This is a genomic window from Streptomyces sp. NPDC001002, assembly GCF_053599215.1.
Genome location: NZ_JBSFLV010000005.1, coordinates 149,877 through 167,720 on the forward strand (window position 1 = coordinate 149,877; position 17,844 = coordinate 167,720).

Genomic DNA, 17,844 nt, shown 5'->3' on the forward strand with positions numbered 1-17,844 from the left:
AACCAGGTTCACGCATCGTGGAATTGGTCGGAGGGAGTACTAATCGCTATTACTGACGAACGGGAGCGGTTGCTCACTCGAGGTTGCGGGATGCTAGCGCATGGCGCCCCTGTCGCCGCGTTAGGCCACCTATTCGGCAACCAGGTCCCACACCGAGTCGAACCACGTCTGCATGGTGTCGACGAATACGGATCCGGGTGACTCAGGGTCACGATCCTTCACGTGATGGGTCAGTGTGGCGCCGAGGCCGAGGACGTCGAGGGCCGTGACCACCTCTCCGTCCGGCCCGAGCTGCATCGGACGCTCGATCACTTCGTACATTCCATGCAGGACTTCGACCCCGTTGAGCAGGTAGAGCTTGAACGTGGGGATCAGTGGCGCATGGCGAACCTGAACGTCGACGGAGTCCACCAGCCGCTCGGTCTGCAAGTCCTCCAACAGCCCCCGCAGCGAGTCGGTGGCCCGCCGAGTGATGGCCTGTAGCCGCTCCCGCGGGCGGAGGTCGCCCTTGTCACCCTTGACGCGGGGATAAGGCAGGGCCATCGACTCGTCGGGCAGGAGCATGCGAAGGGCGATGCGCTCAGGGGTGATCACGCGGCCATGAATACGCTCGGCTTGGAGCTTGATGTGCATGTCCAGCGATTCCGACGTCAACGTGCTCACATCAAGGGTGACTTCGGGCCGCTCGAAGGCCTCGCTGATGAGCGGCCCCAGTGTCATGCCGCGCCGCGTCCGAGTGGCCCTGGGGGTCGAGGACTGTATGCGCTGGATCCTGATGGCGCGTGAGCCGCTGCCCTGCCGCGACTCGATCCACCCCTCGTCGACCAGTTCCCGCAAGGCCCGCTGAACTGTGTCCCGGGAGACCCCGAACTCCTCGGCGAGATCCCGCTGGGAAGGCAAGAAGGAACCCTGCACGTACGTCCCGTCGGTCATGCGGACTCGCAACTCGTCAGAGACCCTCTGGAACTCCCTACCACCGCCCTCGGCGGTCAGTCCGTTCATGCCCAGAACGTACCGTCGGTTCAGGCCTGATCCCGCAGCAACCGCAGCACCGGCAGCAGCGAATCCACGATGTTCTGCGCGCCGGCGTCCTTGAGCAGTTGGAACTTGTACTCGTTACGCGCGTAGCCAAGGAACGGCACTCCGGCCCGTTCCGCCGCGTACAGGTCGGTGGGGGCGTCGCCGATCATCAGGGCCGCGGAGGGGGCCGCGCCCATGGCGTTGAGGGCGCGGTTGAGGCAGTGCGGGTCCGGCTTGAGGAGGTCGAGTTCGCCGGTGCGGCCGTAGACGTGCGGGGCGAAGCAGCCGGCCAGGCCGCGGTCGGTGAGGTAATTGGACACCGTGCGGGGGGAGTTGTTGGTGGCGACCGCGAGTCTGCTGCCGACGGCGGCCCAGGTGCGTATCAGCGGATCCGCGTACGCCGTCGGCATGGCGGTGGCGATCGCCTTGAGTTCCTGCTGGGTGAGTCGCTCCTCCAGTTCGGCCACCAGATCGCTGTGCGGGTGGCGTCTGTTGACCGCGTAGAGCACCACCATCGGGTCCGGGTGGCCTCGTTCCTCCTCGGTCAGCAGGCTGTGCAGGCCCTGTCGTGCCAGCCAGTCGACGAGTTCCTTCGCGACCTGCTCCGCCTTGTGTCCCGCGAAGAGTTGGCAGATCGGGCCGTCGAAGTCGAACAGGACGAAGCGGGCATCGGTGATCAGTTCTCGCAGGTTCCCTGTCTCTACCGTCACCAGTTCAGTCTGCGTCGTATCAGGAGTCACTAGGAGAGTGTCAGGTCCGTGGTGATGGTTTCCCAGAGGGCGTCGAACCACTTCTGGGATTCCTCCACAAACGCCGCGTCCCGCTGACCGGCGCGGGTCTCGAAGGAGAAGAGGAGCGACTGGGAGCCCAGGGCGTCGTACATCTCCAGGGTCTGGCTCTCGTACTCCTCCGCCCGTTCGGTCAGGACGTAGTACCCGAGCAGGACTTCTTCCCCGTTGAGCACGTACAGCTTGACCGGTGGGGTGAACGGCAGGGCCCGGAAGGCGACATGGACGTCGATGCCGTGCGTGGAACGCAGGGCCTGCAGATTGTGGCGGAGTACGTGGATCTGTGCGTTGCGCATCGCCAACCACCGTTGGTGGACCGCGTCCTCCTCGCCCTGCTCCTCCTCCACCAACCGCGGGAACGCGAGGTCGATGTCCCGGGACGGCAGCAGGATGCGGACGTCGATCGACTCCGGGCGGGCCGTGCCCTCGTGGATCTGGCGGACTGATTCGCCGAGGGCGATCATCAGGGTCTCCGCGGTGTGGCACACGACGTCTATACGGACGTGCTGGGCGGCGAAGGCCTGGGTGAGGCGCGGTGCCAACCCCACCATCGTCGGCTGCGGTTCACCGCTCGCCGCCGGTGGCTCCGCGATGCGCGGTGGGCTGCCCTTGCTGACGTTGCTGAGGAGGCCGTCCTCCTGGAGGGCGCGGAGGGCCTGGCGGACGGTGCCGCGTTCCACGCCGAACTCGTCGGCGAGTTCGGCCTGGGTGGGCAGGCGGTCTCCGGCTTTGAGGTCGCCGGTGCGGATGCGGTCCCTGAGGATGTCGGCGATCTCCTGGGGGGAGAGCTTTCTGCTGCCGTTCACTGCCACGTTCTCCTGTGTCACGACCAAACGCTACAACTCGAATCCATCTACGGGGAGTTGTTGGTGACTTGTTTATGAGTAGGTACCAAGTGGGGATAACTTAGGTGGAGTTGGTTGCCAACTTGGTTGAGTTGGCGGAAGTTTTGCTTCCTCTACCGGCAACACCCCCCACGCACCGTCCCGCCCGCGAAGCCTGAAGGGGGAACCACCGTGCCTGTCCTCGCTCTCCTCTCCGCCGTCTTCGTCGTCGGCATCGAGCAGACCCTCCAGTGGAAGTACGGCGTCACCGGGATCATCGGGCTGCTCCTGCTCACCATAGGCATCAAGGCCAAGAGCCCGGCCGTCAGTTCCATCGGCGCCGTCGTGCTCGCCCTGCTGGTGACAGGGCCCGCTCTATGAGCGGTGCCACCGTCCGACCCCTCACCGCAGGAACCGCACGAACCGCACGAACCGTGGAAACCGTGGGAGACATCAGCTCGTGAGCGTCAGCTCCGAACTGATCGTCTCCCACAGCGCGTTGAACCACAGGTGGGACTGCTCCACGAAGGTCGTGTCCCGCAGGCCGGCGCCCTGGGAGAACGAGAACAGCATCGACTGCGTGCCCTCGGCGTCGTACATCTCCAGCTGCTCGTGGTCGATCTCCGCCTCGCGCCGCTTGAGCGTGTAGTACGCGAAGAGCGCCTCGTTGCCGTTGACCAGGTACAGCTTCACCGGCGGGGTGAAGGGCAGGGCGCGGAAGGTGACGTGCACATCGATCCCGTGCGTGGCGCGTAACGCCAGCAGGTTGTGCTGGAGCACCTGCCCCTGGGCGTTGCGCTGGGCCAGCCAACGGCGTTGCAGCCGGTCGTCCGTGGAGTCGTCGTCCACCGGGGTCGGGAAGGCCAGGTCGATGTCCCGCGAGGGAAGCAGTACGCGGACATCCACCTTGGCCGGATTTAGCTGTCCCGCGTGGATCTGGCGCAGCGGTTCGCCCATCGCCAGGGTCAGCGAAACCGAGGTCAGACACAGGGCGTCTATCTCGACGTGCGGGGTCGCGAAGGCGGCCGCTATGCGGGGAGCGAGGGCGACGGTGGTGGGCTGCGGGGGCGCTGCGGGGCCGGTCAGAGCGTTGCCGAGGCCCAGGTCGAGGGCGACGGTCGCGGGGCTGCCCTTGGACACGTTGGTCAACAGGTGCTCGGACTGCAGAATCCGCAGCGCCTGGCGTACGGCACCGCGCTCGACGCCGAATTCGTCGGCCAACCTGGCCTGGGTGGGCATGCGTTGGCCCGCACGCAGCGCGCCGCTGGTGATCCGGGCGCGCAGCTCGTCGGCCACGTCGTGATGGGACAACTGTGGCCGCTGTGACCTCGTCCGCCCATTGACGGCGCCGTGTTTCGGGTCCACGACCAAACACTACAACTTCCCGCCATCTTTGGGCAGTTCTCCCGAAGGTGGTTATGAGACGCTTCCAAGTGGAGATAAGTGAAGTGAAGTTGGTCGCCAACTTCAGCAACATGGTCAAACTTCAGGAGGGTTGGCCAACCGGGGTCCGCCTCCCCGTCCCGAAGGAGGGACCGTTCATGCCGCTCGCACTCTTCGTCGCCGCCCTCGCCATCGGTTTCGAGCAGCTCGTCCAGTGGCGGTACGGCCCGATGGGCATCATCGCCATCGTCGCGCTGACCGTCGGGATCAAAGCCCGCAACACCGTGATCAGCGGCATCGGAGCGGTCATCCTCGTGATGCTGCTCGCCCAGTCCGGCTGAGCCCACAGTCCGGCTGACCGAGCTCCCTTCCGGAGGGGAGCCGGGAGCTTGGTCAGTCTGCACCAACCGCACAGTCACAACTGAACACCGACAACTGAACAGCTCCACCAGCACAGTCACAACTGAACAGCACAGCTACGGATGACAGAAACGGCAAGACAAGCACGACCAGCAGGAACCACCGTCGGAAGAACAGGAGCTCTCAGAACATGTCCGGGCACCAAGGCCGCCTGGACGTACGCAGCAGGGCGTCGGCCACGCGGCCGGCGCCCGCTCGTTCTTCCTGGACCCGCCCGAGTGCGAGCAGCCGCGCCACCGACTCGTCACCGAGCCACAGCGCCGCCAACTCGGCCACATCGAGGGAGAGTTCGGCGCTCTCGGTGGTCGGCACGCAGGACGCGCCCTGCGGCGAGGCCGCCAACCGGTAGCGCCCGCCGGTCAGTCCGGCCGGGTCGGTCACCTCCAGGACCAGGGACCCCGTCCCCTCGTACGTACGCGCCTCCAGAGCCCGTACGACATCCAGGATCCGCACCCACAACCAGTCCGCCTGCGTGGTGAGGCGGGCGGTGCGCGGGTCCGGCAGGAGAAGGGGGAGCAGGTCGTCGGGGGCGCGGGGGCCCGACTTCACCCGGGTCACCCAGTCGATCGAGCAGAGGTAGTGCCACAGGGCGCGCTCGGCGGCCGGTGTCGCCGCGCTCAGCCAGCGCACGGTCGCGGTGTCCAACGGCTGCTTGTTGTCAGTCCAGTTGTCGTCCACCTCGTAGGCCGCGAGGCCCTCGACCGTGCCGTCCGGCGCGCGGTACGCGACGAAGAACGGGACCGTCCACGACTTCTCGACGCGTACGGCGCCGGTCCTGAGCTGCCACCACCAGTCGTCGCGACTGACGGCGCCCGGCATCCCGCGGCGCACCCGCTCATGCAGCTCCGGGCCGATCTTGCGCACCTCCTCGGGGTCCACGAGGTCGATCCGCCCGCCGTCCGCCGGCCCGGCCCAGCGCCGGTCGAGCCCGGTGCGCGGTACGTCGACGACCCACTCGGTCGCCGTGGTGGCGGGACCGAAGCCGTAGCGGCCGTAGATCGGGTACTCGGCGGCGATCAACGTGGCGACCACATCACCGCGTTCCTTCGCGGCCGCGAGGTCCTGGTTCATCATGCGCGTGAGCAGGCCGCGCCGGCGATGGGTGGCCGTGACGGTCACCCCGGTGACGGCATCGGCGGCCACCGGCGCACCCCCGACCGCGGTGACCTCCTGCGCGAACGACCGGAACGTCGCCACGCACCGGTCCCCGTCGAACGCCCCCAGATACCGCCCCGCCACGAACTGCGTACGCCGAGCCGCCAGTTCGTCCTCCCCCACCACCGGCTCCCGCAGGAACCCGGTGTTCACCGCACGCAGCCAGTCGGGAAACTCGGCCTCGGTGACGGGACGGACGTCGACATGCGTGGATCGGCTCATGGAATCACCGTAGATCTACGGCGGTGAGGTCGTCGCGCGGATTTTCGAGACGCCTCCGCCACGTGCGAGACGCGCCCTCCGCACACGAGAACGCCCCCTCCCCGCAGGCAAGGCACTCAGAATCCCGCCCGAATCTCCCCCACCACCCGCCCACCCCCCGACAACCCCACCCGCCCGATCCGCTCCACCACCGGCGACTCGACGCCCAGCAGGGTCAGCACCCGTGCCAGTACCGGCCGCAACGCCCGTACCGCCCCGTCCTCGATCTTGAAGGCGAGGGCGCGGCCGTCCGGGAGGGCGGCCGCCTGGACGCCCTCCGCGCCCATTTTGGACAGGACGCCCGGGACCTCGCGCATCAGCCAGGTGTCGTGGCGGTGGGTGCCGGCGACGTACTCGGGGTGGGCGCGCATGGCGTCGGCGACTCGGCGTTCCGGGGAGTCGGCGGGCGCCAGGACGAAGGTGTGGAAGGCGCGGGCCAGGCCGGTCAGGGAGATCGCCATCAGGGGCGCCCCGCAGCCGTCCGTACCCACCGCCGCGACCCGCTCCCCCGACGCTTCCTCCACAACCCTGTGGATGAGCTGCTGGAGCGGGTGGGCCGGGTCGAGGTAGGTGTCCAGCGGCCAGCCGTTCAGCGCGGACGCGGCGAGCATCGCGGTGTGCTTGCCGGAGCAGTTCATGGTGACGCGGTCGCGTACGGCGCCGGCGGCGAGGTAGGTCTCGCGCTCCACCTCGTCCAGGGGGAGGTCGGGCGGGCACTGCAGCAGGCCCGCGTCCAGCCCGTGCTCGTCCAGCATCTTCTGGACCAGGTCCCGGTGGAAGGGTTCGCCCGAGTGGCTCGCGGCGGCCAGCGCCAGTCGCTCACCCGCCAGGTCGAGGCCCGCGCGCAGCACCCCTGCCGCCTGCATCGGCTTGTTGGAGGAGCGCGGGAAGACCGGTTCCGTCACCTCGCCGAGGGCCAGTTCCACCGCCCCGTCCGCGTCCAGGAGGACCAGGCTGCCCCGGTGTCTGCTCTCGACGAACCCGGAACGGACGACTTCGGCGAGCACAGGGGATATGGAGGAGCGGGCGGAGACGGACATCGGCGGTGGCCTTCCGGAGAGGGTCCCGGATGAGCCCTGACGCACCCGGGTGTGACAGACCCGCCCGGACGCGTGACGCCACCCGGGTGGAGCCGACCCGCTCGGAGGCCCGGCGCACCCGGGATCGCCGGGGCCCCGCCTCACATCAGCAGGTCGTCGACTTGCGCTTCCCCTTCACGGTACCTGCGGGCGATCTCCCCACTGCAGTCGTCCGCCGTGCGCTGCAGCCGCTGCCGGCGCCGGGAGACCTGCTGCTCGTAGCGCACGAGCCGGCCCATCGCCGTGTTCAGTTCCAGGTCCGTACGGGCGTCCAGGTCCGACAGCTCGACCTCCGCGAGCATGTCCGCGGCCAGCCGCCGGTACTCCTCGCTGTGCGGCGTACCCAGCGTCACATGGCGGGCCGAGGAGCGGTGCCGGGCCGGGGCGTCGGTCAGGATCTCGCCGAGCCGCTCGACCACGACCACGGAGGCGGCGCCGGCCGGGGAGCGCCGGGCCAGTTCGGCGCGGAGGATGTCGATACGGCCCTGGAGCAGCCGGCGTACATAACTCAGGTCGGCCTCGTCGCGCTGCGCGTCGCGGCGCAGGGTGCGCAGTTCGGGCAGGCTCAGCACGGGCAGGTCGGGCTCGGGCGGGTCGGCGGGCAGACCGGAGCTGTCGCCGCGCTGTCCCGGACCCCCGTTGCTCGGCCCCGGGCTGTCGGTGCGCTGCGTGGGCGGCCGTAGCGGCGTGCGGTCCTCGTCACGGATCGACGAGACCGCCCCGGGTGGCTGCCCGGTACTCGGTGTGCTCATGTGCCTCTACCGTCCCCTCGACCGGATGTGTGAAGCATCGTGCCACCCCAAGTGGCCGCTATGTGACCGAGTGCCCCCGATCGGCCCCAGATGGGGGGTTAAGGATCAATAAGAAGCCGCCTTCGAACACGTCTCAGGCGCAGGGCATCATGGTCCGCATGCGAGCAGTGGTGCAGCGGGTGGACAGTGCGAGCGTCGTCGTGGACGGCGAGACGGTCGGGGCGATCGAGGGCGAGGGCCTGTGCGTCCTGGTCGGCGTCACGCACGAGGACACCAAGGAGAAGGCGGCCCAACTCGCCCGCAAACTCTGGTCCGTTCGCATGCTGCACGACGAGCGGTCGTGCAGCGACATCGACGCCCCGCTCCTGGTCATCAGCCAGTTCACCCTGTACGGCGACGCCCGCAAGGGCCGCCGCCCCACCTGGAACGCGGCCGCCCCCGGCGACATCGCCGAACCCCTGGTCGACGAGGTCGTCGCCCAACTCCGCGCCCTGGGCGCGACGGTGGCCACGGGCCGCTTCGGCGCCCAGATGCGGGTGTCCCTGACGAACGACGGCCCGTTCACGGTCCTGCTGGAGATGTGAGCCGCGCGTTTCCCTCAAGGACCTACGGCTCTACGACGACTTCCTGGGCCGCGGCCGTGGCGTCGGCGAGCAACCGCGCGTCCAGGGGCACGTTCCGCTTCACCAACGCGAGGGCGATCGGGCCGAGTTCGTGGTGGCGTACGGCGGTCGTGATGAAGCCGATCTTGCGGCCGTCGGGGCCCTCGTCGGCGACGCGGAGTTCCGTGCCCGCGGCGGGCAGGTGGACCTCGCTCCCGTCGAGGTGGAGGAAGACGAGCCGACGCGGAGGCTTGCCGAGATTCTGGACCCGGGCGACGGTTTCCTGCCCTCGATAGCAGCCCTTCTGCAGGTGAACGGCCGTGCCGATCCAGCCCAGCTCGTGCGGGATGGTGCGGTGGTCGGTCTCGAAGCCGAGCCGAGGCTGGTGGTGCTCGACGCGCAGGGCCTCGTAGGCGAGGATCCCGGCCGGTGGACCGGCCTTCGCGGCGAAGGACTCCAGCTCGGCGCGGGGCAGGAAGAGATCACGGCCGTACGGCGTCTCGCGCACGACGACGCCTTCGGGCACCTCGGCGATGGACCCGGCGGGAAGGTACACGACCCCGAACTCATCGCTGCGGTCGGCGACTTCGACCCGATAGAAGAACTTCATCGACTCCAGGTAGGCGATGAGCGCCTCCTGGGTGCCGGGCTCCACGTGGATCCAGACCGTCGTGCCGTCGTCGACCAGGTACAGGGCGTGCTCGATGTGGCCGTGCGCAGAGAGGATCAGCGCCTCGGTGGCGAGGCCGGCCGGCAACTCGCTGACGTGCTGGGTGAGCAGCAGGTGCAGCCAGCTCAGCCGGTCGGAACCGGTGACGGCGACGACGCCCCGATGGGAGAGGTCGACGAATCCGGTGCCGTCGGCGAGGGCACGCTGCTCGCGGAACAGGTCGCCGTAGTGGGCGGCGACGCTTTCGTCCACGCCCTCGGCGGGAACCGCGCCGGGCAGGGACAGCAGAGGGCTCTTCATACGCACAAGCCTACGACTCGGTAGTTGAACTCTTGAGCGAGCAGTCCCGGCACCGACCGAAGATCGCGAAGTGCTTCATGTCGGTCTCGAAGCCGAAGTCCTCACGGAGCTTGGCCGTGAACTCACCGGCCACCGCCACATCCGTCTCGATGACGTTGTCGCAGTCCCGGCAGACCAGATGGATGTGATGGTGCCGGTCCGCGAGGTGGTACGTCGGCGCCCCGTGCCCGAGATGCGCGTGACTGACCAGCTGGAGCTCCTCCAGCAGCTCCAGGGTCCGGTACACGGTGGAGATGTTGACCCCCGAAGCCGTCTTCCGCACTTCGCCGAGAATGTCGTCGGGGGTCGCGTGTTCCAGGGTGTCCACGGCTTCGAGCACGAGTTGCCGCTGCGGCGTCAGCCGGTAGCCGCGCTGCCTGAGGTCACTCTTCCAGTCGGTGCTCACCACACTGGAAGTGTAGGACTACGTCAGCCACCCGGGCAGTCGTCCGGGTTTGCAGCTCGGGTCACCGATGGCTTCGGCGAGACCCGGCCGCGTCCAGCCTCACCCCACGAGGGTGCGAGCAGGGGCCGCTGACCTGGCCCCGCGGACCCACAGACACCAGCCGCGTGCGGCGATGTTGTGGGACGCATTCAGATCCGCGTGCTCAGCGAAACCGCAGGATCTGCAGACGAACACGGCTTGGGACGGCCGGTTACGCCGGTCGACGTGATGGCACTGGGAGCATTGCCGACTGGTGTGGGCGGGGTCGACGTGTACGACCGGCACCCCGGCGCGCTTGGCCTTGTAGGCGATGAACTGCCCGAGCTGATGGAACGCCCAGGAATGCAACCTGACGCGCTGGGGCTTCTTGAGCCGTACCCGCTCGCGGATGCCGCCCAGGTCTTCCAGAGCGATCCCACAATCGGTGCTCCCCCACTGCCTTAAGGGCGCGGGAGGTACCCCCAGCCTCCGCCACGATGCACTTACTGATCTTGTGGTTGATGTCACGAGCCCGACGTGCTTCTCGGCCTGCGCGCCTTTTCGCCCTCCGCTTGGCGGACTTGGTTCCCTTCCGCTGCAGCTTGCGCCGTAACTTCAGGTCGCGCTCGCGGCAGCGGTTCAAGCTCCGTCCGCTGTGTCGTCGCCCGGTCGAGGTCGTGGCGATGTTCACGATCCCCAGGTCCACCCCGATGAACCCGTCCGGACTTTTGTTCTCGTCCGCCTCGGGGACTTCGCAGGTCGCCGTCAGGTACCACTGTCCGTTGTGACACGACAGATCCGACTCACCGCGTCGGTAGCGTGCAAGTAGTCCCATCTGCTGCGGGTGCCCGGTAAAGGCGATGTTCTTCAGCCGCCCGTTGACCGTCCAGATCGAGACCGTTGTGGCGTCCACTTGCCAGGACAGGCAACGGTCGTCGAAAGGCTGAGCCGCTCCCGGACGAAACGTGATCGGCTTCGAGGTGACTCGCGCCTGCGCCTTCACCGCCGCGTACCCGTCGGCGACCTTCCGCACCACATGCAGCGCAGGCTGCGCCGACAGCCCCCGCGCCCGGAGATCGGCGTATGCGCGGGCCTGAAGCCCCGCGCGGGAGGTCACCTGATGAGTGAACGCTTCGGACGACAGCCAGTTCGCCGCATCGTTGCAAGCGTGCAGCGTCGCCTCAAGCGCCGACGCCTGCTCGGGCGTCGGCAGGAGCTTGACCCGCACCGCCAACTTCACGAGCAGAACGCTAGGCGGGGGTCCGAGCCACGTCCCGCCGATCCATGGCCGTCACTCGAACAGGTGACCAAAGCCCGGTAGCTCGAAGTCCTACTTGAAGAAAGCGATCCCGTCGTCCGGCATGTCGTCCGGGAGGGCCTTCGCCCAGCGTTCGACGTCTTCCGGGGTGACGACCTTCTTGAGGTGCGCGGACATGTAGGGGCGGAGCTCGACGTCCGGGGTCTGCTTCTCGCCGACCCACATGAGGTCGCTCTTGACGTAGCCGTAGAGGCGCTTGCCGCCGGTGTAGGGGCGGGAGGCGGCCGTGCGGGCCACGGCGTCCGTGACCAGGTCGATCTGGGGCTTCTGCTTGGCGAGCTCGCCGTACCAGATCTCGATGACGCCGTCGTCGCGGGTCATCGTGACCTCGACCTTGCGGTCGGCGTCGATGCGCCAGAAGCCGGACTCGGACTCCAGGGGGCGGACCTTGTTCCCGTCGTTGTCCAGCACCCAGGTGTGGGAGCGGTACTCCAGGAAGTCACGGCCGTCGTGCGTGAAGGAGACCTCCTGGCCGAAGTTGCACTTCTCGGAGCCGGGGAAGTCGTGCACGCCCGCGCCGGCCCAGTCGCCGAGCAGGAAGACGAGGGGGACCAGGTCCTTGTGAAGGTCGGACGGGATCTCGATCATGGGATCGGCAGTTCCTCTAAGGCTTTAAGTCTTTACGGGGATCAGCGCTGGCCCTGGTACAGCTTCTTCACGGTCAGCCCGGCGAAGGCGAGGACGCCGACGCAGACAAGGGCGAGCAGGGCTTCGAAGAATGCCTCAAGCACGGGGGCTCCTCGGACGATCGGAAGTGGGCGGTACTGAGCCGGGCCCCAGCTTAGTCGGCCCGGGCCCGGCTCTCTCCGCGAGGTACACCCTGCGGGGTCAGCTCAGCAGCTGGGTCTGCAGCGTGACCGTCTGCTGGAAGGGCACGGCCTCCGCGTACCCCTTGCGGGACTGCACGACCAGGGCCAGTACGTCACCGGCGGACAGGTACGCCTGCCGGACGTGCTCGGCGCCGTACGGCTTGGTCTCGACGTACACGGAGTGCGGGATCTCCCGCACCTTCGCCGCCTCCGGGAACGCCTGGTCGACGACGGAGGAACCGACACCGCGCAGGGCGTAGCCGGGGCTGCTGTACGGCGCGATGTCGGAGCTGAACATCTCGTCGACGACCGCGGCCGTGCCGAACTGCAGCAGGTACACGCGCGTGTGCGTGCCGTCCGCGGTGGTCCAGCCGCGGGCCGCGATGTGCCGCAGCCCCTCGTCGGTGAACGTCTGCGCCAGTGCGGCCCGGTCGTCCTTCTCGGCGTACTGCGCCAGGAAGTCCTTCGTCGCCAGCCAGCCGTCCTCGCCGCGCAGCGACTTGTCCTCCGTCGCGCCCTTCGGCGCGGGCAGGACGAGGGCGCGCAGGTCGGCGTAGTGCGCGCCGGCCTTGTTGGCCTCGGCGAAGGGCGCGGGGCTGCCGGAGGGCAGCGGCGGCAGGGTGAGCGTGGGGTAGTCCCACCGCCCGTCCGCCGCGGTGGCCAGTCCGGGTACGTCCGTCCGCTCCATGCCGGTGATCGCGTACTCAGTCCCGCCCATGGCCGCCGCGAACACGACGGCGGCCGCGGTCCAGCGCAGTACGGCCCGCAGGGCGCGGCGGTCCTTCTCGGGCGTCTGGGGAGTCTCGGGAGCGTCCGGCACGAGCGGTGCCATGCCGGGCTGTGCCGGTGCCGGCGGCTGCTGTTCCGTCTGCCGTTCCGTCTGCTCGCTCATACGGCTTCCCCCGGCTCCGCGATGCGGTCGAGCTGCTCGCCCATGAGCGAGGCGACCCCCTTGGTGTCGAGCGGCTCGGGCCCCTCCGCGCTGACGCTGACCAGGACGTCTCCCACATGCCCGGAGCAGTACATGCCGGTGAGGACGGAATCGTCGTTCTTCGGTTCCAGGAAGCACCTGGCGTCCTTGTGGCCCTTGACGGCCGGGCCCTTGCGGAAGATGTCGAGGCTCTCGAAGAGCTCGTTCTGGACCGTCGAGAGCGTCTTCGCCTGCGCCCGGCTGTCCATCCGGGTCAGTTGGACGTCGGCGGCGAAGACCTTCTCGTCCTCGCCGAGTTGCCCCAGGTCGGAGTTGTAGTAGCTGCGCATCGCCATGCCCTTGACCGGGTGCTTGTCGTACTCCTTCCGCAGTTCCGTGCGCTCGGAGCGGGGCAGATCGCCGAGCGACTCATTGCGCAGGGCCGAGGCCTGGGCGCCGCTCAGCTCCGTGTCCGAGCCGAACTCCCCGATGTCGGGCCCGCGAGTCCAGTCGTCGGTCCCGTACGGGACGAGCAGGGCCCCGAGCCCGTTCGCGGGCTGCTTCCCCGCACCCTGCCCGTCCAGCCGCCTCGACGGGAACTTCCACTCCGGCGCCTCGGCGTCACGGTCGGCGCCGCGCACGGTGATGACGGTGTACGCGACCCCGGCGACGACAGCCGCGACGAGCAGCACGACCGTGGTGATCCTGGCGCCACGGCCCGGCCGGACGCGCTCCCCGGTCGGCGGCTCGACGACGGCGATCGGCTCCTTCTCGTACTCGCTCACAGCCGCTCCATCTGCCGGTTGGCCAGGTCCATGATCTTCGACTTGGAGATCGGCCTGGTGTCGTAGACCCACATCTCCATGGCGACGTCACCGCGGAAGGCGTGCGCTTCGGCGCTGTACACCGGCAGGTACCCGTCCTCGGTGTGCGGCTTGTTGTGCACGTACGCCTTGCCCCCGCCGGTGCCCGGTAGGGACCAACTGTCGGTGCCGTGCTCGCTGTCGGCCCAGTACTGGTTGTTGTCCATGGTGTCGGCGGCCGCGGCGGACTCCTCCTGGCGGAACTGGACCAGGTGGATCTCGACGGTCTGCTGCCCGGACTCCCAGGAGGTGACGGCGGCCCGGCGGAACTCGTCGACGGCCAGCGTGCCGAACATTTCGTCCGCGTCCTCGTACTCGTCCGCGTAGGCGGCCAGGTCCTCCCAGCCGTCGTCGGGCAGCTCCAGCCAGTCGGCGTTCTTCGCGCCGGCCGGCTTCTTCAGCAGCAGTTTGCGCAGATCGCCGTCGACCTTCACCTGGCGGTCCTGCGCTGCCGACAGCGGTTCGGGGCCGGGGCCCTTCGCCCGCGTCAGCGGCGCCTGGGACAGCGAGGGCAGACTCGTCGGTTCGGCATCGGCCTGGACCACAAAGCCCAGGCAGGTCCCCGCGGCGGCGCCCTTCGGGTAGGTCCACAACGTCCCCCCAGAACGTGTGGCGCACATGACCTGTGCGCGTATCTAGGAGACCCACGGACGAGGCCCGTAGTTGTAGGGGACGCTGATTACGATTCCGCCATGGCAAAGAAGCTCGTGATCAAGGTGACGGCCGGCGCGGACGCCCCCGAACGCTGTTCCCAGGCCTTTACGGTCGCCGCGGTGGCCGTGGCCAGCGGGGTCGACGTCTCCCTCTGGCTGACCGGCGAGTCGGCGTGGTTCGCCCTGCCGGGGCGCGCGGCGGAGTTCGACCTCCCGCATGCCGCGCCGCTGCCGGATCTGCTGGCGTCACTTCTCGCCGGCGGCAAGGTGACCCTCTGCACGCAGTGCGCGGCCCGACGGGACATCACGGAGAAGGACGTCATCGAGGGCGTACGGATCGCCGGGGCGCAGGTGTTCGTCCAGGAGGCGATGTCCGACGGGACGCAGGCGCTCGTCTACTGATGCCTCGCCTCAGCGGCACCGAACCCCTCGGCACCGAACCCCTCCGTCCCCGCATACCCGGCACCTGTGGAGTTTGTGGAATTAGCGCCGTCAGGCGATGAAGAACGGCCCGTCACCGGCGTATCGGCCCCGCTTCCGGGCCATCCTCGTATCGACCCGGTATACGCAGAGTATTACAACTGCCGTATTTCTTAGAGATGTTGGGCAAAGGGAGCAAAGCGCATGCAACAGGAGTCGACCCCCACCCGTCACGAACCCGGCACCCTTCTCTTCGACCCCTCCACCGACAAGGTCGGCGAGTTCCGCGACCGCGTCGGACCGTACGTGCTGCTGCGTCCCGTCGGCGGCGGCCGGGAGTGGCGGGCGGCTGCGGCGTCGGTGCGGCCCGCGACCACGCGGGAACGGCTCAGCGCGGGCGTGCGCGCGGCGAACGACCGCAGTCAGACCAATCCGTCGCCCGACGCCGAGGACATCAGTCGCCCACCTGCGCCCGTCCCCGGCTGCGCCACCTGCGCCGACCTGGAGCGGCGGCGCCACAACTCCCGTGCCGCGCACGACCGCAGCGCCGAGACCGACGCGAACGTCCTGCTGCGGCAGCACCGGCGCGAGGCACACCGGCCGTGAGGCGTCGGGGGTTCTCCTGTCACAGCTGATCAACAATCCGACTGCGTTCCTAGGCCACGGGGTTAATCTCACGCTGGGCGGCCACCCGGTCGTCAGTGACCCTCGTCTGTTGACCGCCTAGGTAGGGGACCCGAATGCGCGCCCTGCGAATACTTCTGATCGTCGTCGTGATCCTGGGCGGCCTCTTCGTGATCGCGGACCGGGTCGCCGTGCACTTCGCCCAGGGCGAGGTCGCGGACAAGCTGAAGACCACCGAGAACCTGTCCGCCACTCCGGACGTGTCCATCAAGGGGTTCCCGTTCCTCACCCAGGTCGCCTCCGGTGAGCTGGACGACGTCGAGATCGGCATCAAGGACTACAACGCCGACACCGGCAACAGCGCGGGCGACGGTCCGCAGACCATCCGTATCGACGACCTCAAGGCCCGGATGAAGGGCGTCGACTTCTCCGGCGACTACAGCTCCGCCACCGCCGCGAACGCGACCGGCACCGCGACCATCGCCTACGACGAGCTGCTCAAGGCGGCCAAGTCCGAGCCGACGCAGGTCTTCACCGGCGTCCAGGCCCAGGTCATCGGCCTCTCCGACGGCGGCAACGGCAAGATCAAGGTCGACGTGAAGGTCACGGCGCTCGGCCAGTCGCAGACGTACCCCGTGCTCAGCACGGTCACCGTCGCCGGCGACACGGTCAAGGTGCACGCCGACAACCTGCCCAAGCTGGTCGTCGATCTCGCCGACTCCCGGATGCGCTCGATCACCGACTTCCAGCAGACCATCGACCAGCTGCCGGGCGGCATCAAGCTGGACAGTGTGCAGGCCGCGAAGAGCGGTGTGGAGATCGCGGTGAAGGGTTCGAACGTCAAGCTGGCCGGGTAGGACGAGGGGCGTTGACGAACGGACGGTGTCCGACAGACGAGACGGCGCCGTCCGCACCGTAGATGTGATGACCCATACAGGGGCCCGGCGGCCGTGCGGGACGCGTCCGTCCTGTCGCCGCATCCCACAGTGCGGACGATCGCGTCTCAGGATTTGACACGCCGGTGACATGTCCGGCTTTCCGTCCCTACGATCGTCACCATGAAGCGACAGGCGGACCTCACGAAGCGGCGGGCAGTCGACCTGTGCCGCGTCGCCGCCATGCTCTGTCGCCCCTTCTGAGCGGGAGCGTTCGGCTTCCGCATCTCCCCGCCCTGTTCAGGGCATCCGTGCGCACGCCCTCGCACGAGCGCGCGCACCCCGCACCTCGCACACCCCGCCGCACCTGCCCCGGAGGAGAAAGAGCATGAGCCGCAGCGACGTCCTGGTCGACGCCGACTGGGTCCAGGACAACCTGGACAACGCCGACATCGCGATCGTGGAGGTGGACGAGGACACGTCCGCCTACGAGAAGAACCACATCCGCAACGCGATCCGCATCGACTGGACCAAGGACCTGCAGGACCCGGTCCGCCGCGACTTCATCGACCAGGAGGGCTTCGAGAAGCTCCTGTCGGCGAAGGGCATCGCCAACGACACGCTGGTGATCCTCTACGGCGGCAACAACAACTGGTTCGCGTCCTACGCCTACTGGTACTTCAAGCTCTACGGCCACGAGAACGTCAAGCTGCTCGACGGCGGCCGCAAGAAGTGGGAGCTGGACGCCCGCGAGCTGGTGGAGGACGTGCCCGAGCGCGCGACCACCGACTACAAGGCCAAGCCGCAGAACACCGCGATCCGTGCCTTCCGTGACGACGTCGTCGCCGCGATCGGTTCGCAGAACCTGGTCGACGTCCGGTCGCCCGACGAGTTCAGCGGCAAGCTGCTCGCGCCGGCCCACCTGCCGCAGGAGCAGTCGCAGCGTCCGGGTCACGTCCCGTCCGCGCGCAACATCCCGTGGTCGAAGAACGCCAACGACGACGGCACCTTCAAGTCGGACGACGAGCTCAAGGAGCTCTACGCCGAGGAGCAGGTCGACCTCGCCAAGGACACCATCGCGTACTGCCGTATCGGCGAGCGCTCGGCCCTGACCTGGTTCGTGCTGCACGAGCTGCTCGAGGTCGAGAACGTCAAGAACTACGACGGCTCGTGGACCGAGTACGGCAGCCTCGTCGGCGTGCCGATCGAGCTCGGCGCCAACAAGTAGGACCACCGACCGACCTTTCATCACCCCTCAGGAGAGACGACATGTGCGGAGCGAAGGCCGGCGGCCCGGACGCCTCGACGATCAAGCCCGGTGAGACCACTATCCAGGGCCAGGTGACGCGTGACGGCGAGCCGGTGACGGGCTACGTCCGGCTCCTGGACTCGACCGGCGAGTTCACCGCGGAGGTTCCGACCTCGGCGACGGGGCAGTTCCGCTTCTACGCGGCCGAGGGCACGTGGACCGTTCGCGCGCTGGTGCCGGGTGGCACGGCCGACCGCACGGTCGTCGCCCAGCAGGGTGGGCTGGCAGAGGTCGCGATCGCGGTCTGAGCAGTAGTTCCAAGAGCCGGAGGGCCGCACCTCGTCGATGGCCGCCGAGGGCCACACCTGGACCGCCCAGCGCATCCACGGCGACCTCCACCTCGGGC

At 68.5% G+C, this 17,844-nt stretch carries 23 protein-coding genes and 1 pseudogene; 9 read left to right on the forward strand and 15 right to left on the reverse strand.

All coding sequences use genetic code 11. The features are described 5' to 3' along the window. Window positions 1-129: 129 nt before the first annotated feature. The 3 genes from ACWDR3_RS04740 to ACWDR3_RS04750 are packed head-to-tail and all read right to left on the reverse strand — an operon-like array spanning window position 130 to window position 2,641. A complete protein-coding gene (locus tag ACWDR3_RS04740; RefSeq protein ID WP_450350800.1) occupies window positions 130-1,002 on the reverse strand; it encodes a GntR family transcriptional regulator in 873 nt (290 codons plus the stop codon). Between the two features lie 20 nt (window positions 1,003-1,022). After that, complete coding sequence (locus ACWDR3_RS04745; RefSeq protein WP_450350801.1) at window positions 1,023-1,760, reverse strand: HAD family hydrolase; 738 nt, start codon at window positions 1,758-1,760, stop codon at window positions 1,023-1,025. Further along, window positions 1,760-2,641: a GntR family transcriptional regulator gene (locus tag ACWDR3_RS04750; RefSeq protein ID WP_450350803.1), complete on the reverse strand. Its 882-nt coding sequence runs from the start codon at window positions 2,639-2,641 to the stop codon at window positions 1,760-1,762. The genes ACWDR3_RS04745 and ACWDR3_RS04750 overlap by 1 nt, the downstream gene beginning before the upstream one ends. A 183-nt stretch (window positions 2,642-2,824) precedes the next feature. On the opposite strand from ACWDR3_RS04750, the gene ACWDR3_RS04755 reads away from it, so the two are divergent. Next, window positions 2,825-3,013, forward strand: coding sequence for a hypothetical protein (locus tag ACWDR3_RS04755; protein ID WP_123996644.1), 189 nt, complete (start codon window positions 2,825-2,827; stop codon window positions 3,011-3,013). Window positions 3,014-3,085: 72 nt separating this feature from the next. Here the strand turns inward: ACWDR3_RS04755 and ACWDR3_RS04760 are convergent, their stop codons facing one another. Further along, on the reverse strand, window positions 3,086-4,003 hold the full coding sequence (locus ACWDR3_RS04760; protein WP_450350804.1) for a winged helix-turn-helix domain-containing protein: 918 nt from the start codon (window positions 4,001-4,003) through the stop codon (window positions 3,086-3,088). Between the two features lie 170 nt (window positions 4,004-4,173). Here ACWDR3_RS04760 and ACWDR3_RS04765 point away from each other — a divergent pair, with 170 nt between their 5' ends. Next, window positions 4,174-4,356 carry a hypothetical protein gene (locus tag ACWDR3_RS04765; protein WP_450350806.1) on the forward strand — a complete coding sequence of 61 codons (183 nt, stop codon included), beginning with the start codon at window positions 4,174-4,176 and terminating at the stop codon, window positions 4,354-4,356. A 202-nt stretch (window positions 4,357-4,558) separates the two neighbouring features. Here ACWDR3_RS04765 and ACWDR3_RS04770 read toward each other — a convergent pair whose 3' ends face one another. The 3 genes from ACWDR3_RS04770 to ACWDR3_RS04780 form a co-directional block, all read right to left on the reverse strand. Continuing rightward, on the reverse strand, window positions 4,559-5,812 hold the full coding sequence (locus tag ACWDR3_RS04770; RefSeq protein WP_450350807.1) for a GNAT family N-acetyltransferase: 1,254 nt from the start codon (window positions 5,810-5,812) through the stop codon (window positions 4,559-4,561). Window positions 5,813-5,928: 116 nt separating this feature from the next. Next, complete coding sequence (locus ACWDR3_RS04775; protein WP_450350809.1) at window positions 5,929-6,891, reverse strand: asparaginase; 963 nt, start codon at window positions 6,889-6,891, stop codon at window positions 5,929-5,931. Between the two features lie 140 nt (window positions 6,892-7,031). Next, window positions 7,032-7,682 (reverse strand): RsiG family protein, encoded by a 651-nt coding sequence (locus ACWDR3_RS04780; protein WP_450350810.1) that lies wholly within the window; start codon window positions 7,680-7,682, stop codon window positions 7,032-7,034. 158 nt (window positions 7,683-7,840) lie between these two features. Here ACWDR3_RS04780 and dtd point away from each other — a divergent pair, with 158 nt between their 5' ends. Continuing rightward, window positions 7,841-8,266: a D-aminoacyl-tRNA deacylase gene (gene dtd, locus ACWDR3_RS04785; protein WP_450350811.1), complete on the forward strand. Its 426-nt coding sequence runs from the start codon at window positions 7,841-7,843 to the stop codon at window positions 8,264-8,266. A 22-nt stretch (window positions 8,267-8,288) separates the two neighbouring features. On the opposite strand, the gene ygfZ is transcribed toward dtd, so the two are convergent. The 8 genes and pseudogenes from ygfZ to ACWDR3_RS04825 form a co-directional block, all read right to left on the reverse strand. Further along, window positions 8,289-9,254 (reverse strand): CAF17-like 4Fe-4S cluster assembly/insertion protein YgfZ, encoded by a 966-nt coding sequence (ygfZ, locus tag ACWDR3_RS04790; RefSeq protein ID WP_450350813.1) that lies wholly within the window; start codon window positions 9,252-9,254, stop codon window positions 8,289-8,291. A gap of 10 nt (window positions 9,255-9,264) precedes the next feature. After that, window positions 9,265-9,702 carry a Fur family transcriptional regulator gene (locus ACWDR3_RS04795; protein ID WP_450350814.1) on the reverse strand — a complete coding sequence of 146 codons (438 nt, stop codon included), beginning with the start codon at window positions 9,700-9,702 and terminating at the stop codon, window positions 9,265-9,267. A 96-nt stretch (window positions 9,703-9,798) separates the two neighbouring features. After that, window positions 9,799-10,245: an RNA-guided endonuclease TnpB family protein gene (locus tag ACWDR3_RS04800; protein ID WP_450350831.1), complete on the reverse strand. Its 447-nt coding sequence runs from the start codon at window positions 10,243-10,245 to the stop codon at window positions 9,799-9,801. A 19-nt stretch (window positions 10,246-10,264) separates the two neighbouring features. Further along, a pseudogene (locus ACWDR3_RS04805) lies at window positions 10,265-10,552 on the reverse strand (transposase); the annotation flags it as partial. Window positions 10,553-11,047: 495 nt separating this feature from the next. Beyond that, window positions 11,048-11,623: an FABP family protein gene (locus ACWDR3_RS04810; RefSeq protein WP_123996635.1), complete on the reverse strand. Its 576-nt coding sequence runs from the start codon at window positions 11,621-11,623 to the stop codon at window positions 11,048-11,050. A 240-nt stretch (window positions 11,624-11,863) separates the two neighbouring features. Then, window positions 11,864-12,736: a hypothetical protein gene (locus tag ACWDR3_RS04815; protein ID WP_450350816.1), complete on the reverse strand. Its 873-nt coding sequence runs from the start codon at window positions 12,734-12,736 to the stop codon at window positions 11,864-11,866. Then, window positions 12,733-13,539, reverse strand: a complete 807-nt coding sequence (locus ACWDR3_RS04820) for a hypothetical protein (protein WP_450350818.1) — start codon at window positions 13,537-13,539, stop codon at window positions 12,733-12,735. Before ACWDR3_RS04820 ends, ACWDR3_RS04815 begins: the two co-directional genes overlap by 4 nt. Further along, window positions 13,536-14,210 (reverse strand): hypothetical protein, encoded by a 675-nt coding sequence (locus ACWDR3_RS04825; protein ID WP_450350819.1) that lies wholly within the window; start codon window positions 14,208-14,210, stop codon window positions 13,536-13,538. Before ACWDR3_RS04825 ends, ACWDR3_RS04820 begins: the two co-directional genes overlap by 4 nt. Window positions 14,211-14,309: 99 nt before the next feature. Here ACWDR3_RS04825 and ACWDR3_RS04830 point away from each other — a divergent pair, with 99 nt between their 5' ends. The 6 genes from ACWDR3_RS04830 to ACWDR3_RS04855 all read left to right on the forward strand — a co-directional run bounded on the left by ACWDR3_RS04830 (window position 14,310) and on the right by ACWDR3_RS04855 (window position 17,746). Beyond that, window positions 14,310-14,672, forward strand: coding sequence for a DsrE family protein (locus ACWDR3_RS04830; protein ID WP_450350821.1), 363 nt, complete (start codon window positions 14,310-14,312; stop codon window positions 14,670-14,672). Between the two features lie 222 nt (window positions 14,673-14,894). Then, window positions 14,895-15,296, forward strand: coding sequence for a hypothetical protein (locus ACWDR3_RS04835; protein WP_450350822.1), 402 nt, complete (start codon window positions 14,895-14,897; stop codon window positions 15,294-15,296). 134 nt (window positions 15,297-15,430) lie between these two features. Continuing rightward, window positions 15,431-16,171 carry an LmeA family phospholipid-binding protein gene (locus ACWDR3_RS04840; protein WP_450350824.1) on the forward strand — a complete coding sequence of 247 codons (741 nt, stop codon included), beginning with the start codon at window positions 15,431-15,433 and terminating at the stop codon, window positions 16,169-16,171. Window positions 16,172-16,372: 201 nt separating this feature from the next. After that, window positions 16,373-16,453, forward strand: a complete 81-nt coding sequence (locus tag ACWDR3_RS04845; protein ID WP_350751515.1) for an Ms5788A family Cys-rich leader peptide — start codon at window positions 16,373-16,375, stop codon at window positions 16,451-16,453. 124 nt (window positions 16,454-16,577) lie between these two features. Further along, on the forward strand, window positions 16,578-17,417 hold the full coding sequence (locus ACWDR3_RS04850) for a sulfurtransferase (protein ID WP_123996630.1): 840 nt from the start codon (window positions 16,578-16,580) through the stop codon (window positions 17,415-17,417). 41 nt (window positions 17,418-17,458) lie between these two features. Next, a complete protein-coding gene (locus ACWDR3_RS04855) occupies window positions 17,459-17,746 on the forward strand; it encodes a DUF1416 domain-containing protein (protein WP_004986406.1) in 288 nt (95 codons plus the stop codon). Window positions 17,747-17,844: the final 98 nt, after the last annotated feature.